This window comes from Methylibium petroleiphilum PM1 (genome assembly GCF_000015725.1).
Taxonomy (GTDB): domain Bacteria; phylum Pseudomonadota; class Gammaproteobacteria; order Burkholderiales; family Burkholderiaceae_C; genus Methylibium; species Methylibium petroleiphilum.
This window is the reverse complement of record NC_008825.1, coordinates 179,150-193,488: the sequence shown is the minus strand read 5'-3', so window position 1 is coordinate 193,488 and position 14,339 is coordinate 179,150. Positions and strand designations below refer to the sequence as shown.

The window sequence follows — 14,339 nt, the reverse complement described above, 5'->3', positions numbered from 1 at the left end:
TGGAAGGCAGCTCAACTCGATTCTGCAGGCTTCAGCAACGAGGCACGGATGTCCTTCTTCAAGACCTTGCCGACCTTGGAACGTGGCAGGTCGGACCAGATCTCGACCTGCTTGGGCGACTTGACGCTGCCGATGCGGGCCTTGACGAAGGCCTGGATGTCCTCGGGCTTCACGCTGCGGCCGGCGTGCAGCTGCAACACCGCCACCACGCGCTCACCCCACTTGTCGTCGGGCAGACCGATCACCGCGCTGTCCTGCACGTCGGGATGCTGCATCAGCGCCTGCTCGACCTCGACCGAGTAGACGTTGAAGCCGCCGGTGATGATCATGTCCTTGGCGCGGTCGACGATGAAGAGAAAGCCGTCGGCATCGAGCCGGCCGATGTCGCCGGTGTGGTGCCATCCGTGGCGGCCGGCCTCGGCCGTGGCCTTGGGATCCTTGTAGTAGCCGGCCATCACCAATGAGCCGCGCACCACGATCTCGCCGGTCTCGCCGGTGGGCAGCAGGCGGCCCTCGCCGTCCATCGTGGCCACCTGGACCAGCGGGCCGGGCCGGCCGGCCGACGACAGGCGCGCGCGCGCTACCGCGCCGTCGGTCTGGAAGTGCTCGCGGGGCGACATCATCGAGATCATCATCGGCGCCTCGGTCTGCCCGAACAGCTGCGCCATCACCGGGCCGATCTTGGTCAACGCCTCCTCGAGCCGCGCCGCCGAGATCGGCGCCGCGCCATACCAGAAGCACTGCAGCGAATCGAGCCTCGCCGTGGCCAGGCGCTCGTGCTGCAGCAGCATGTAGATCAGCGTCGGCGGCAGGAAGGTGTGGGTGATGCGGTGGCGCTCGATCAGCGCGAGGAACTCGCCCAGATCGGGCTTCGGCATGATGACCACGCGGCCACCCAGCGCCATCACCGGCAGGCACAGCACGCCGGCCGCATGGGTCAGCGGCGCCAGCGCCAGGTAGGAAGGCCGCCCGTCGAACGGATAGCCCATCAGCGTCAGCGCCGACATCGTCTCGAGGTTGCGGCCGGTCAGCATCACGCCCTTGGGACTGCCGGTGGTGCCGCCGGTGCCCGCGATCATCGCCAGGTCGTCGGGCGGCTCGACGTGCAGCGGCTCGTCGCCAAGACCATGCAGCCAGTCGCCGAAGCCCGCCGCGAACGGCGCCGGCTGATCGAGGCAGACCAGCAGCCGCAGCTTGGGCAGGCCGGCGCGCATCTGCTCGACCATCGGCGCATAGTTGCTGTGAAAGATGACACAGGCGCAGTCGAAGGCGTCGAGCACGTAGCGGTTCTCGCTCGCCTCGTTGCGCGGGTTGATCGGGCACCACACGGCGCCGGCGCGCGCGATGCCGAACACACAGGCGAAGGCCAGCGCGTGGTTGCTCGACAGCACCGCGACCTTGTCGCCCGGTGCGATGCCCGAGCGTTGCAGGCCGCGGGCGACGCGGTAGCTGATGCGCTGCACGTCGGCGTAGCTCAGGTCGGCGTCGCCCATGGTCAGGCAGGGCGCGTCAGCGCCGAGTTGGGCGCCCTTGTCGAGGTAGTCGACCAGTCGCATCGCGCGGCCTAGCGGTGGACGGTCAGGATCGGCGCCTGCACCAGGCCGAAGCTGCGCAGGGCGCCGAGCAGTTCGTGATGTCCGAAGGCCTGGCAGCCGGAGGCGAAGCCGACGCGCCGGGGCGCCTGCTGCAGCAGCGAGGCCGCCGCAAACGCCTGCAGCAACCCGGTCTGCTTGTAGTTGCAGTTGCCGAAGATCACGCAGTGCGCGCGCGCCAGCGGGCCGGACGCGTGGACCGAGTCGACCGACTTGTTGAGACGCGGGTTCTCGCGTGGTGGCATGGTGTTCATCACGCCGGCGGCCGTCTGGGCCAGCGCCGCGTAGCGCTCCTCGGGGTTCATGCCCTCGGTCGCCTTCAGCGCCGCCGCGACGATCAGCGGCACGCCCTGCATCAGCGGCTTGTTGAACACGCCGCCCAGCACCTTGACGGTGGCCACACGCGGGTCGCGCTTGAACCACACCGGATGCGAGGTGCCGCCCCAGGGCAGCGCCAGCGCGGCCTCGTGCTGGCCCGGGATGGTCACGTTGTAGAGACCCGCGTCGGGCTGCCACTCGACGTACCTGTTCTGGTCGAGGTAGTAGGCCTTGGACGTCGCAGCATTGACCAGGATGGTCTGCGTCGACGCGATCGTCGGGCTGCCGCCCCAGAACACGGCGATGTCGAGCGTGTCGAGCCCCGGCGTCTCGAGGCACAGCTGCGCGGCGATCTCGCCGGTGGTGTACATGTGCGCCAGGCCGGGCGACAGCAGCAGGCCGGCGGCGGCGAACTGGGCGCCGTACTGTTCGTCGAGCGTGATCAGCCAGTCCTGCTCGCCGGTGGTGTCGGTGTAGTGACAGCGGGCGGCCAGGCAGGCCTCGACGACCTCCGGGCCGAACTTCGCGAACGGTCCGACGGTGTTCAGCACCACCGACGCGCCGCGGAACAGCTCGGTCAGCGCCGCGACGCTGTGCGGCACCTCGGCGATCTCGTAGCTCGCGGTCTCGATGCCCGGCACGTTGGACTGCATCGCCGTCTGCAGCTTGTCCGCGCTGCGACCCGCGGCGATGAACGGGATGCCGTACTCGCGAAGGTATTCGCAGATCAGGCGGCCGGTGTAGCCGGAGGCGCCGTAGACGACGACGGGCTTCTTGTTGCTCATGCTGTCTCCTCGTCGGTCGTGGAGGCCGACCGTTCGATGCATGCTAGGAGTGGCCTTGACAAGCGTCAAGTATTTTTTGGACAGTCGTCCAGATTCTCCGCGCCGCAGACTGGCCAGGGCCTGCGCTGTGCTATCTTGAGCAGCATCCGCGACCGTTCCGTACCGATCCATGACCCGCGCCGCCGCCCCCCGAGTCGACAAGTTCGCCGAGCGCCGTGCCGAGCTCGGCGCGGCTGCGCTGCAGGCCCTGGCCGAACTGGGCTATGCGCGCACCAGCCTGCGCGAGATCGCGCAGAAGTCCGAGTTCTCGCACGGCGTGCTGCACTACTACTTCAAGGACAAGCTCGACCTGATCCTGTGCAGCATGCGCCAGTACAAGGCGCGCTGCGTCGTGCGCTACGACCAGGTGACGGCGGAGGCCACCAGCTTCGACGAGCTGATGACGGGCTTCCTGGCCGTCCTCGGCGAGACGGTGCGCCGCGAGGCGCCGCTGCACCGCCTGTGGTACGACCTGCGCGCGCAATCGCTGTTCGACGAGGGCTTTCGCACCGACGTGGCAGAGATCGACAAGAGCCTCGAGAAGATGATGTGGCGCGTGATGTCGCGCTTCGCCGAACTGGCCGGCGAGCCGCTGCGCCTGCCGGCCAGCGTGATCTACGCGACCTTCGACGGCCTGTTCCAGCAGTGCCTGCTGAAGCACCTGTCGGGCGACCGGCAGGCGATCTCGGCGCTGCAGAAGAACGTGCGGCTGGTGGTGGTGCAGCTGGTCGGCGCGCCGACGCGGCTGCAGTAACGCGGCCCGCTCAGATCTCGACCTTCGAGCCCAGCTCCACGACGCGGTTGGTCGGCAGGTTCAGGAAGTCAGCCGCCGCCGCCGCGTTGCGGTGCATGCTGCAGAACAGCTTCTCGCGCCAGATGGCCATGCCCTTGCCGATGGTCGGAATGACGATGTCGCGCGACAGGAAATAGCTGGTCTCCATGTCGTCGAGCTGCACGCCACGGCCCCGCAGCAGCGCCAGCGCCTCGGGCACATCGGGTTCGTTCTTGAAGCCGAAATTCAGCGTCACCTGCCAGCAGCAGTGGCCCAGCGACTCGATCTCGCAGCGCTTGCTGAACGGGATCCACGGCACCTCGTGGTGCCTGACGGTGACGAACAGGTTCTGCTCGTGCAGCACCTTGTTGTGCTTGAGGTTGTGCAGCAGCGCGTTCGGCGTGCTGCCCTGCTCGGCCGCCAGGAACACCGCCGTGCCCTGAACCCGCGTCGGCGGGCTGATGAACACCGACTCCAGGAAGCTCTTCAGGTCGATCGCCTCCTCGCGCAGGCGCTCGCTCATCAGCCGGCGCCCCTGTTTCCAGGTCATCATCAGCGTGAACATCGCCGCCCCGATGGCCAGCGGGAACCAGCCCCCGTCGAGGATCTTGATCGCGTTGGCCGCGAAGAACATCGCATCGACCAGAAAGAAGAAGCCGGTCGCAGCGACGCACAGCGCCCATGGGTATTTCCAGCTGTAGCGGATCACGAAGAAGGTCATCGTCGTGGTGATCAGCATGTCGGTGGTCACCGCGATGCCGTAGGCCGAGGCCAGCTTGCTGCTGGAGCCGAAAGTCACGACCGCCAGCACGATGCAGGCGTAAAGCCCCCAGTTCACGAACGGCACGTAGATCTGTCCGGTCTCCTTGACCGAGGTGTGGGTGACCCGCAGGCGCGGGAAGTAGCCGAGCTGGATCGCCTGTTTGGTGACCGAGAACGCGGCCGTGATCAGCGCCTGCGAGGCGATCACCGTCGCCAGCGTGGCCAGCACGATCAGAGGGTAGAGCGCCCACTCGGGGGCCATCTCGTAGAACGGATTCTTCACCGTCTCCGGCCGCTGCAGCAGCATCGCGCCCTGGCCGAAGTAGTTGATCATCAGCGCCGGCATCACGAGGCTGAACCACGCGAGGCGGATCGGCCGCTTGCCGAAGTGACCCATGTCTGCATACAAGGCCTCGGCCCCGGTCACACACAGCACCACCGCGCCGAGCGACACGAAGGCCGTGCCGGGGTGCTGCCACATGAAGGCGAGAGCGTAGTGCGGGCTCAGCGCGGCCAGCACCGCCGGGTTCTCGACGATGTGCACCACGCCGAGCAGCGCCAGCACGATGAACCACACGGCCGTCACAGGCCCGAAGAACTTGCCGATGCCGCCGGTGCCGAAGCGCTGCGCGGCGAACAGCAGCGTCAGGACCACCAGCGTCACCGGCACCACGTAGCGGTGCAGCCCGGGCGCGGCGACCTCCAGACCTTCCACCGCCGACAGCACCGAGATGGCGGGCGTGATCACGCCATCGCCGAAGAAGATCGCCGTGCCGAACACACCGAGGATCAGCAATCTCCGGCGCAGCACGGGCCGCTCCTTCACGGCCGTGGAGGCCAGCGCCAGCATCGCGATCAGGCCGCCTTCGCCGTTGTTGTCGGCGCGCAGGATCAGCAGCACGTACTTGAGCGAGACGATGACCGTCAGCGTCCACACCACCAGCGACAGGATGCCGTAGATGTTGTCCGGCGTGATGTCGATGCGCCCGTGCGCGAAGACCTCCTTCAACGCATACAGCGGACTGGTCCCGATGTCGCCGTAAACGACGCCGACGGCGCCGAGGGTCAGGGCCGCCAGCTTGGAGCCGGTCGGTGGATCGGAGGATCGAGAGTGCACGAAATGGGCGCGGGGTCGGCGAGGGCCCCCATTCTGCGCTGCGTCCCAGGGCGGATCCGCTTTGGGTTGTTGCAGCGCAGCAACGCGATGCCGCCTCGGCGCGAAGCCGGCGCGCGCTACTCGTAGACCTCGGCGTCGGGGTCGGTCGCTTCGAGTTCGTAGCTGGCGCCCAGCATCGCCAGCCGTCCGATCACGCCGTACATGTAGAAGCGGTTCGGAGCGCTGGCACCGGGTTTCTCGCCCGGCCGCGGCAGATGGTGGCTCTCGGCGAAGGCCAGCGGCACGAAGCTCGCCCCCGGCGAATTGAGGTTCTCGTCGATGCCCCGCTCGGCGTGCACGCGGTAGAAGCCGCCGACCACGTAGCGGTCGATCATGTAGACCACCGGCTCGGCCACGGCGTCGTTCATGCGTTCGTAGGTCGGCACGCCCTCCTGGATGATCACCTCGGAGACCTCCTGGCCGTCCTTGATGACGCTCATCTTGTTGCGCGCCTTGCGGTTGAGCTCGTCCAGGTCCTTGGCGTCGCGCACCGTCATGATGCCCATGCCGTAGGTGCCGGCATCGGCCTTGACGATGACGAACGGCTTCTCCTGGATGCCGTACTCCTTGTACTTGCGGCGGATCTTGCCGAGCAGCGCGTCGGCATGGCTCTGCACGCACTCCTGGCCGGTGCCGTCCTGGAAGTTGACCTTGCCGCACTTGGCGAACATCGGGTTGATCAGCCACGGATCCATGCCCAGCAGCTTGGCGAACTTCTTGGCCACTTCCTCGTAGGCCTGGAAATGCTGGCTCTTGCGCCGCACCGCCCAGCCGGCATGCAGCGGCGGCAGCAGGTATTGCTCGTGCAGGCCTTCGAGCACCTTCGGGATGCCCGCGGACAGGTCATTGTTGAGCAGGATGGTGCAGGGGTCGAAATCCTTCAGCCCCAGGCGGCGCTTGCTGCGCAGCAGCGGCTCGAGCGTCAGTTCGGAGCCGTCGGGCAGCGCCAGGCGCGTCGGCTCGGTGATGCTGTCGTCCAGCGTCCCCAGCCGCACGTTCAGGCCGGCAGCGCCGAAGATCTGCACCAGACGCTGCACGTTCATCAGGTAGAAGGTGTTGCGGGTGTGCTTCTCGGGGATCAGAAGGAGGTTCTTCGCCTCGGGGCAGATCTTCTCGATCGCCGCCATCGCCGCCTGCACCGCCAGCGGCAGCATCTCGGGCGTGAGGTTGTTGAAACCGCCGGGGTAGAGGTTGGTGTCGACCGGCGCCAGCTTGAAGCCGGCGTTGCGCACGTCCACGGAGCTGTAGAACGGCGGCGTGTGCTCCATCCACTCGAGACGGAACCAGCGCTCGATCGCCGGCATGGACTCGAGGATGCGCTGCTCCAGCTCGTTGATCGGTCCGTTCAGGGCGGTAATGAGGTGGGGGACCATGGAACAAGCCTTTGGCGTAACCGGAAACGGGATTCTAGGCAGGTGGCGGTTCGCGCGCTGCTTGCAAGTCCGGCCATAAAAAAGGCCGCCCGAAGGCGGCCTGGCTGCAAGCCCCGGCCGGCGTGGGCCGGCACGGGGCAACTTACGGAGAGATCACTTGTGGTACGCGGTCTCGCCGTGCGAGGTGATGTCGAGGCCTTCGCGCTCGGCATCCTCGCTAACGCGCAGGCCGATCACCAGGTCGGTGATCTTGTAGGCCACCACCGAGACCACGCCCGACCAGACGATGGTCAGCAGCACGGCCTTGGCCTGGATCCACACCTGCGAGGCGATCGAGTAGTCGGCCGCCGAGATGACGCTGGCGGTGACCCAGTCGGTCACGTAGCCCGGGCCGCCCAGGGCCGGCGAGTTGAACACGCCGGTCAGCAGCGCACCGACGATGCCGCCGACGCCATGGACGCCGAACACGTCGAGCGAATCGTCCGCGCCGAGCAGCTTCTTCAGGCCGCTGACACCCCACAGGCAGGCGAAGCCGGCGACGAGGCCGATCACCATGGCGCCGACGATGCCGACGTTGCCGGCGGCCGGCGTGATGGCCACCAGGCCGGCCACCGCACCCGACGCCGCACCCAGCATCGAGGCCTTGCCCTTGAACAGCGACTCACCGACGCACCAGGCCAGCACGGCACAGGCCGTGGCCGAGAAGGTGTTCAGGAAGGCCAGCGCGGCGCTGTTGCCGGCTTCCAGCGCGGAGCCCGCGTTGAAGCCGAACCAGCCCACCCACAGCAGCGAGGCACCGACCATCGTCAGCGTCAGCGAGTGCGGCGTGAAGGCTTCCTTGCCGTAGCCGATGCGCTTGCCGACCATGTAGGCACCCACCAGACCCGCGACGGCGGCGTTGATGTGCACCACAGTGCCGCCAGCGAAGTCCAGCGCACCCCACTGCCAGATCTGGCCGGCCTTGCCATTCATGGCATCAACCACTTCCTTGCCGGTGTAGGCGTCCGGACCCATCCAGTACCACACCATGTGGGCGATCGGCGTGTAGCTGAAGGTGAACCACAGCGTGACGAACAGCAGCACCGCGCTGAACTTGATGCGCTCGGCGAAGGCGCCGACGATCAGGCCGCAGGTGATCGCCGCGAACGTGGCCTGGAAGGCGACGAACACGATCTCAGGGATGACCACGCCCTTGCTGAAGGTGGCACCCATCGCGAATGCGCCGGTGGCGGGATCGAACACGCCCTTCAGGAACAGCCGGTCGAAGCCGCCGATGTAGGCGTTGCCTTCGGTGAACGCCAGGCTGTAGCCGTAGATGAACCACAGCACGCTGATCAGCGAGAACACCACGAAGACCTGCATCAGCACCGACAGCATGTTCTTGCTGCGCACCAGGCCGCCGTAGAACAGCGCCAGGCCGGGGATCGACATCATGATGACCAGCAGCGTGGACACCAGCATCCACGCGACGTCGCCCTTGTTGGGCACGGGCGCGGCTGCGGCCGGCGCCGCTTCGGGCGCGGAGGCTTCGGCAGCAGGGGTAGCGGCGGCGGCCGCTTCGACGACTGCGGCAGCGGCGGGCGCCGATGCAGCTTCCTGGGCCATCGCGACATCGGCGAAACCGAGTACCGCAACGCCGAGCGCCAACGACGTGGCGAGGGAGGCAATGAGCTTTCTCATGTTTGACTCGTTCCTGTTGAAAGCGCTCAGAGCGCGTCCTTGCCGGTTTCGCCGGTGCGGATGCGGATCACCTGCTCGAGGTTGGTGACGAAGACCTTGCCGTCACCGATCTTGCCGGTGCGGGCCGAGGCTTCGATCGCTTCGATCACGCGGTCGACGATGGCGTCATCGACGGCTGCCTCGATCTTGACCTTGGGCAGGAAGTCGACAACGTACTCCGCACCGCGATACAGCTCGGTGTGGCCCTTTTGGCGGCCGAAGCCTTTGACTTCGGTCACCGTGATGCCCTGAACGCCGATAGCGCTCAAGGCCTCACGAACTTCGTCAAGCTTGAAGGGCTTGACAATGGCAGTCACCATCTTCATGGCGTTCTCCTTGGGTGGACGGGACGGTTACAAGGTCTCGGTTCAGAGCACGAACGACGACTCAGCAGGTTCTGTGCCACTGCGCCATAACAGGGAGTCGCGAGCCGAACCGGGGACGCTTGTATCGGTGGCGCCCCAAAACAGGGATGTCTGCAACTTTTGGCACCCCTGCGGTGCCAAAGTGCGAGCCAACCACCCTTCGGTGGGCTCGTGGTGGCGGAGGCGCGATGCCATGATCGATCGGACATGTCGCTCGCCGTTGTCCACAGCCGTGCTCTCGATGGGCTCGATGCCCCCGAAGTCACCGTCGAGGTGCATCTGGCGAACGGTCTGCCGAGTTTCACGCTCGTCGGTCTGGCCGACACCGAAGTCAAGGAGGCGCGTGAGCGAGTCCGTGCCGCACTGCTGAACAGCGGCCTGGCGTTTCCCCACAACCAGCGCATCACGGTCAATCTGGCGCCAGCCGATCTGCCCAAGGAGTCGGGCCGCTTCGACCTGCCGATCGCGCTGGGCATCCTGGCCGCCAGCGGCCAGATCGATGCGGGGCGACTGGCCGATCTGGAGTTCGCCGGAGAGTTGTCGCTCGCCGGCGACCTGCGGCCGGTACGGGGTGCGCTGGCGATGGCGCTGGCCGCGCGACATGAGGGCCGGGAACGCCCGCTGGTGCTGCCGGACCCGAGTGCGCGCGAGGCCGCCTTGATCGAAGGACTGCAGGTGCGCTCCGCCAAGCACTTGCTCGACGTGGTCAGTGCGCTGCTGCCCGGCGACGCAGCGCAGCCCCTGTCGGCGGCCACGCCCTGGCCGCGTCCGCCGACGGCACCCCGGTGGGGCGAGTTGCGCGACGTGAAGGGGCAAGCCGCCGCCAAGCGCGCGCTCGAGGTTGCCGCGGCGGGCCAGCACAGCGTGCTGCTGGTCGGTCCACCAGGGGCCGGCAAGTCGATGCTGGCGCAGCGCTTCGCCGGCCTGCTGCCACCGCTGAGCGACGAACAGGCGCTGGAGTCCGCGGCCGTGCTGAGCCTGGTGGGACGCTTCGACGCCGGTCGCTGGCGCGAGCGCGTGCTGCGTGCCCCGCACCACAGTGCTTCCGCGGTCGCGCTGGTCGGCGGCGGATCACCACCGCGGCCGGGCGAGATTTCGCTGGCTCATCACGGCGTGCTGTTCCTCGACGAGTGGCCGGAGTTTCCTCGCGCCGCGCTGGAGGCCCTGCGTGAGCCCTTGGAAACGGGTCGCATCACGATCTCGCGCGCGGCGCGCCAGGCCGAATTCCCCGCGCGCTTCCAGTTGATCGCGGCGATGAACCCCTGCCCTTGCGGCCACGCCGGCTCCACATTGAGAACCTGCCGCTGCTCCAGCGACATGGTGGCTCGTTACCAGGGCCGCATCAGCGGCCCGCTGCTCGACCGCATCGACCTGCAGGTGGAGGTGCCGGCGGTCGGCCCCGAGGCGCTGTCGGCCCTTCCCGACGGAGACCCGAGCGAGGCCGTCGCCGAACGTGCCGCACGAGCGCGCGAACGGCAGCACCGGCGCCAGGGTTGCAGCAACGCATTCCTCGACAGCAACGGCATCGACACACACGTGGCGATCGAGCCCGGTGCGGCGCAGTTCATGCAGGCCACGTCCTTGCGACTCGGTTGGTCGGCTCGCGGCCAGCACCGCCTGTTGCGGGTGGCGCGCACCATCGCCGACCTGGCCGGTGCCGAGCACATCGGTGTCGGCCACGTGGCCGAGGCGATCCAGTACCGCCGCGTGCTGGCGGCAGGCTGAACGAACGGGCCCTTTGACTCGACGCGCGCGCTCAGGCGGCGCGCAGCGTCGTTCCGTCGACCTTGACCCGCGCACCGACCGCCGGCGCCTGCGACTGCTGCAGCGTGCGCAGGCTGCCGTCGTCCATGCGCACGCGCACGCTGTAGACCGTCTTCGCCTTCACGTTCTTCTCGATCTCGTGACCGGCCACGCCACCGCCCACCGCACCGAGCACCGTCATCGCGGTACGACCGTTGCCGCCGCCGAACTGGTTGCCGACCACGCCACCGAGCACGCCGCCGGCGACCGCGCCAACGCCGCTGGCCTCGCCCTTGACCTTCACCGCCTGCACCGACTCGACCACGCCGCACTGCGCGCAGGCCGCCGCTGCCGGTGACGCATGGCCAGCCGGCTGGCCGGCGGTCACGCCGCGCGAGGGCTTGGGCGCGGGCGACACGATCTCTTCAACGGGCGCGACCGCCGCCGCGGCAGATGCCGGCTGCGCGCGCTGCTGCAGGGCCAGCGCACTGGCGACTCCGGCAATGGTCAGCGCGACCGCGCCACCGGCCAGCCACATCCAGCGCGGCAGGCCGCCGGCAGTTTTGTCAGATGTTCGGGATGCTGCTTCCATGATCGATCGTCCTCCTTCGGGCGACCGATTGGACACGAGCCACCGCGCCGCGTTGCAGCGGCGAATGCATCAGATGTAAGGCGCCGTTAAACAGCGCCTTACGCGTTACATCAGCGGGGCGAGGGCGCGCTCTGCCTGCGCCAGTTCCTGCTGCGTCCGGCCCGCCCAGTCGCGCAACTGGTCCTCTCCGATCTTGCCGACATTGAAGTAGGCCGCAGCGGGGTGGGCGAGGTAGAAGCCGCTGACGCTGGCGGCCGGCGTCATCGCGAGGCTCTCGGTCAGCGTCATGCCGATCTCCTCGCACTGCAGCGCGCGGAACATGTCGCGCTTGACGGTGTGGTCGGGGCAGGCCGGATAGCCAGGTGCGGGGCGGATGCCGCGGTACTGCTCGGCGATCAGCTGTTCGGTGCTGAGCGCCTCATCGGCCGCGTAGCCCCAGAAATCGGTGCGTACGCGCTGGTGCATGCGCTCGGCAAAGGCCTCGGCCAGCCGGTCGGCCAGCGCCTTCAGCATGATCGCGGAGTAGTCGTCATGGTCGGCCAGAAAGGCCGCCTCCTTCTTGTCGACGCCATGGCCGGCGGTCACCGCGAACAGGCCGACGTGGTCGGCCAGCCCGCTCGACTTCGGGGCGACGAAATCGGCCAGGCAGCGGTTCGGCCGCTTCACGCCGTCGACCACCGGCCGCTCGGTCTGCATGCGCAGACCGTGCCACGTCATCAGCACCTCGCGGCGCGTCTCGTCGGTGTAGATCTCGATGTCGTCGTCGTTCACCGTGTTGGCCGGGTACAGGCCGATCACGCCGTGCGCCTGCAGCCAGCGGCCCTCGATCAGCCGCTGCAGCATGCGCTTGCCGTCGCTCATCACGCGTTGCGCCTCGGCACCGACCACCTCGTCGCGCAGGATCTGCGGGAAGGCGCCCGCCAGGTCCCAGGTCTGGAAGAACGGGCCCCAGTCGATCTGCTGCGCGAGCTCGGCCAGGTCGTAGTTCCTGAACACGCGGCGGCCGACGAACTTCGGTTGCGGCGGCGCGTAGCCGCGCCAGTCGATCGGCGTCTTGTTGGCCCGTGCCGCGGCCAGCGAGACCATCGGCGTGGCTTTCTTGTTTGCGTGCTGCAGGCGCACCTTGTCGTAGTCGACCTTCAGTTCCTCGATGTACTTCGCGGCCCGCTCGTCGCTCAGCAGCTCGCTGCACACGCCCACGCTGCGCGAGGCGTCAGGCACGTAGACCACCGGGCCTTCGTACTTGGGGGCGATCTTGACCGCGGTGTGGACCCGGCTGCAGGTGGCCCCGCCGATCAGCAGCGGGATCTTCTTCACGCGGAAGTAGTCGTCGCGCTGCATCTCGGCAGCCACGTGCTGCATTTCCTCGAGGCTGGGCGTGATCAGGCCCGACAGGCCGATGATGTCGGCGCCCTCGACCTTGGCCTTCGCGAGGATGTCCTGGCACGCGACCATCACGCCCATGTTGACGACCTCGAAGTTGTTGCACTGGAGCACCACGGTGACGATGTTCTTGCCGATGTCGTGCACGTCGCCCTTCACCGTCGCGATCACCACCTTGCCCTTGGCCTTGGCCTCGCCGCCGGCATCGATCAGCGCCTTCTTCTCCTCCTCGATATAGGGCAGCAGGTGCGCCACCGCCTGCTTCATCACGCGCGCGCTCTTCACCACCTGCGGCAGGAACATCTTGCCCTGGCCGAAGAGGTCGCCGACCACATTCATGCCGGCCATCAGCGGCCCCTCGATCACGTGCAGCGGCCGCCCGCCGTCGGCCCGGATCGCCTGCCAGGCCTCCTCGGTGTCGACGACGATGAAGTCGGTGATGCCGTGGATCAGCGCATGCGACAGCCGCTCGTTCACGGTGCCGGCGCGCCACGCGAGGCGGGTGCTGTCGTCCTTGGCCGCGCCCTTGGCGCGCTCGGCGATCTCGATCAGCCGCTCGCCCGGCGACAGCTGCGCCTCGCCCGGCTTGTAGGCCGGCTTGCGGTTCAGCACCACGTCCTCGACGCGCTCGCGCAGCTCGGCGTCCAGGTCGTCATACACGCCCACCATGCCGGCGTTGACGATGCCCATGTCCATGCCGGCCTGGATCGCGTGGTACAGGAAGACCGTGTGGATGGCCTCGCGCACCGGCTCGTTGCCGCGGAAGCTGAAGCTCACGTTGGACACGCCGCCCGACACCTTGGCGCCCGGCAGGTGCTGCTTGATCCAGCGCGTGGCCTCGATGAAATCGACCGCGTAGTTGTCGTGCTCCTCGATGCCGGTCGCAATGGCAAAGATGTTGGGGTCGAAGATGATGTCCTCGGGCGCGAATCCCACCTCGTCGACGAGGATGCGGTAGGCCCGCTCGCAGATCTCGATCTTGCGCGCGAAGGTATCCGCCTGGCCCTGCTCGTCGAACGCCATCACCACGGCGGCGGCGCCGTAGCGGCGCACCAGCTTCGCCTGGTGGCGGAAGGCGTCCTCGCCTTCCTTCATCGAGATCGAGTTGACGATGCCCTTGCCCTGGATGCACTTCAGCCCGGCCTCGATCACCTCCCACTTCGAGCTGTCGATCATGATCGGCACGCGCGCGATCTCGGGCTCGGAGGCGATGAGCTTCAGGAAGCGCTCCATCGCGGCCTTGCTGTCGAGCATGGCCTCGTCCATGTTGATGTCGATCACCTGCGCGCCGTTCTCGACCTGCTGGCGCGCCACGGCCAGCGCCTCCTCGAACTGCCCGCCGAGGATCATCCGCGCGAAGGCCTTGGAGCCGGTGACGTTGGTGCGTTCGCCGATGTTGACGAACAGCGAGCGCTCGCCGATGGCCACCGGCTCCAGGCCGGACAGGCGCATCGGCGGCACGTTCGAGAAATCAGGAGCAGCAGCTGTCGACATGGCAGTTCACCGAAAGACGCGCCGCGCCGGTGCTGCGGCCCACCCGCAGCCCGCCGGTCGGCGGAGGGGTGAGCGCCGTTGCAGGGCAGCCCTCGCGGTGCCGCCGGCCCGAGCCTGGCGGTCGTCCCAAAGCCTGGGCAACCGTCGCAACGCTCCTCGAGCACCGACGATTTTACGCGCGCCCGCGTTTACAAAGCCTCACCCAATACCCCTCCGCAGTCCGGCCGTCCCCCTTGTGCGGCACGC

At 67.8% G+C, this 14,339-nt stretch carries 10 protein-coding genes and 1 riboswitch; of the genes, 2 read left to right on the top strand and 8 right to left on the bottom strand.

The genetic code is table 11. The features are described from left to right. Nucleotides 1–11 precede the first annotated feature (11 nt). Together MPE_RS00875 and MPE_RS00870 are read right to left on the bottom strand one after the other, a co-directional pair. Nucleotides 12–1,556: an acyl-CoA synthetase gene (locus MPE_RS00875; RefSeq protein ID WP_011827778.1), complete on the bottom strand. Its 1,545-nt coding sequence runs from the start codon at nucleotides 1,554–1,556 to the stop codon at nucleotides 12–14. Between the two features lie 8 nt (nucleotides 1,557–1,564). Beyond that, nucleotides 1,565–2,695, bottom strand: coding sequence for a DUF5938 domain-containing protein (locus tag MPE_RS00870; protein WP_011827777.1), 1,131 nt, complete (start codon nucleotides 2,693–2,695; stop codon nucleotides 1,565–1,567). 169 nt (nucleotides 2,696–2,864) lie between these two features. Here MPE_RS00870 and MPE_RS00865 point away from each other — a divergent pair, with 169 nt between their 5' ends. Further along, a complete protein-coding gene (locus MPE_RS00865; RefSeq protein ID WP_011827776.1) occupies nucleotides 2,865–3,488 on the top strand; it encodes a TetR/AcrR family transcriptional regulator in 624 nt (207 codons plus the stop codon). A 10-nt stretch (nucleotides 3,489–3,498) separates the two neighbouring features. On the opposite strand, the gene MPE_RS00860 is transcribed toward MPE_RS00865, so the two are convergent. From MPE_RS00860 to MPE_RS00845, 4 genes are all read right to left on the bottom strand, one after another. Beyond that, nucleotides 3,499–5,385: a potassium transporter Kup gene (locus MPE_RS00860; RefSeq protein ID WP_011827775.1), complete on the bottom strand. Its 1,887-nt coding sequence runs from the start codon at nucleotides 5,383–5,385 to the stop codon at nucleotides 3,499–3,501. Between the two features lie 116 nt (nucleotides 5,386–5,501). Continuing rightward, nucleotides 5,502–6,797 (bottom strand): glutamate--cysteine ligase, encoded by a 1,296-nt coding sequence (gshA, locus tag MPE_RS00855; protein ID WP_011827774.1) that lies wholly within the window; start codon nucleotides 6,795–6,797, stop codon nucleotides 5,502–5,504. 153 nt (nucleotides 6,798–6,950) lie between these two features. Next, complete coding sequence (locus MPE_RS00850) at nucleotides 6,951–8,477, bottom strand: ammonium transporter (RefSeq protein ID WP_011827773.1); 1,527 nt, start codon at nucleotides 8,475–8,477, stop codon at nucleotides 6,951–6,953. A gap of 26 nt (nucleotides 8,478–8,503) precedes the next feature. After that, nucleotides 8,504–8,842 (bottom strand): P-II family nitrogen regulator, encoded by a 339-nt coding sequence (locus tag MPE_RS00845; protein ID WP_011827772.1) that lies wholly within the window; start codon nucleotides 8,840–8,842, stop codon nucleotides 8,504–8,506. Between the two features lie 246 nt (nucleotides 8,843–9,088). Here MPE_RS00845 and MPE_RS00840 point away from each other — a divergent pair, with 246 nt between their 5' ends. Beyond that, nucleotides 9,089–10,606 (top strand): YifB family Mg chelatase-like AAA ATPase, encoded by a 1,518-nt coding sequence (locus MPE_RS00840; protein ID WP_036232598.1) that lies wholly within the window; start codon nucleotides 9,089–9,091, stop codon nucleotides 10,604–10,606. 31 nt (nucleotides 10,607–10,637) lie between these two features. On the opposite strand, the gene MPE_RS00835 is transcribed toward MPE_RS00840, so the two are convergent. Next, nucleotides 10,638–11,216, bottom strand: a complete 579-nt coding sequence (locus MPE_RS00835; RefSeq protein WP_011827770.1) for a glycine zipper 2TM domain-containing protein — start codon at nucleotides 11,214–11,216, stop codon at nucleotides 10,638–10,640. Between the two features lie 105 nt (nucleotides 11,217–11,321). Then, complete coding sequence (gene metH, locus MPE_RS00830; protein WP_011827769.1) at nucleotides 11,322–14,093, bottom strand: methionine synthase; 2,772 nt, start codon at nucleotides 14,091–14,093, stop codon at nucleotides 11,322–11,324. Nucleotides 14,094–14,156: 63 nt separating this feature from the next. Continuing rightward, nucleotides 14,157–14,257, bottom strand: a riboswitch (S-adenosyl-L-homocysteine riboswitch). Between the last annotated feature and the right edge of the window lie 82 nt (nucleotides 14,258–14,339).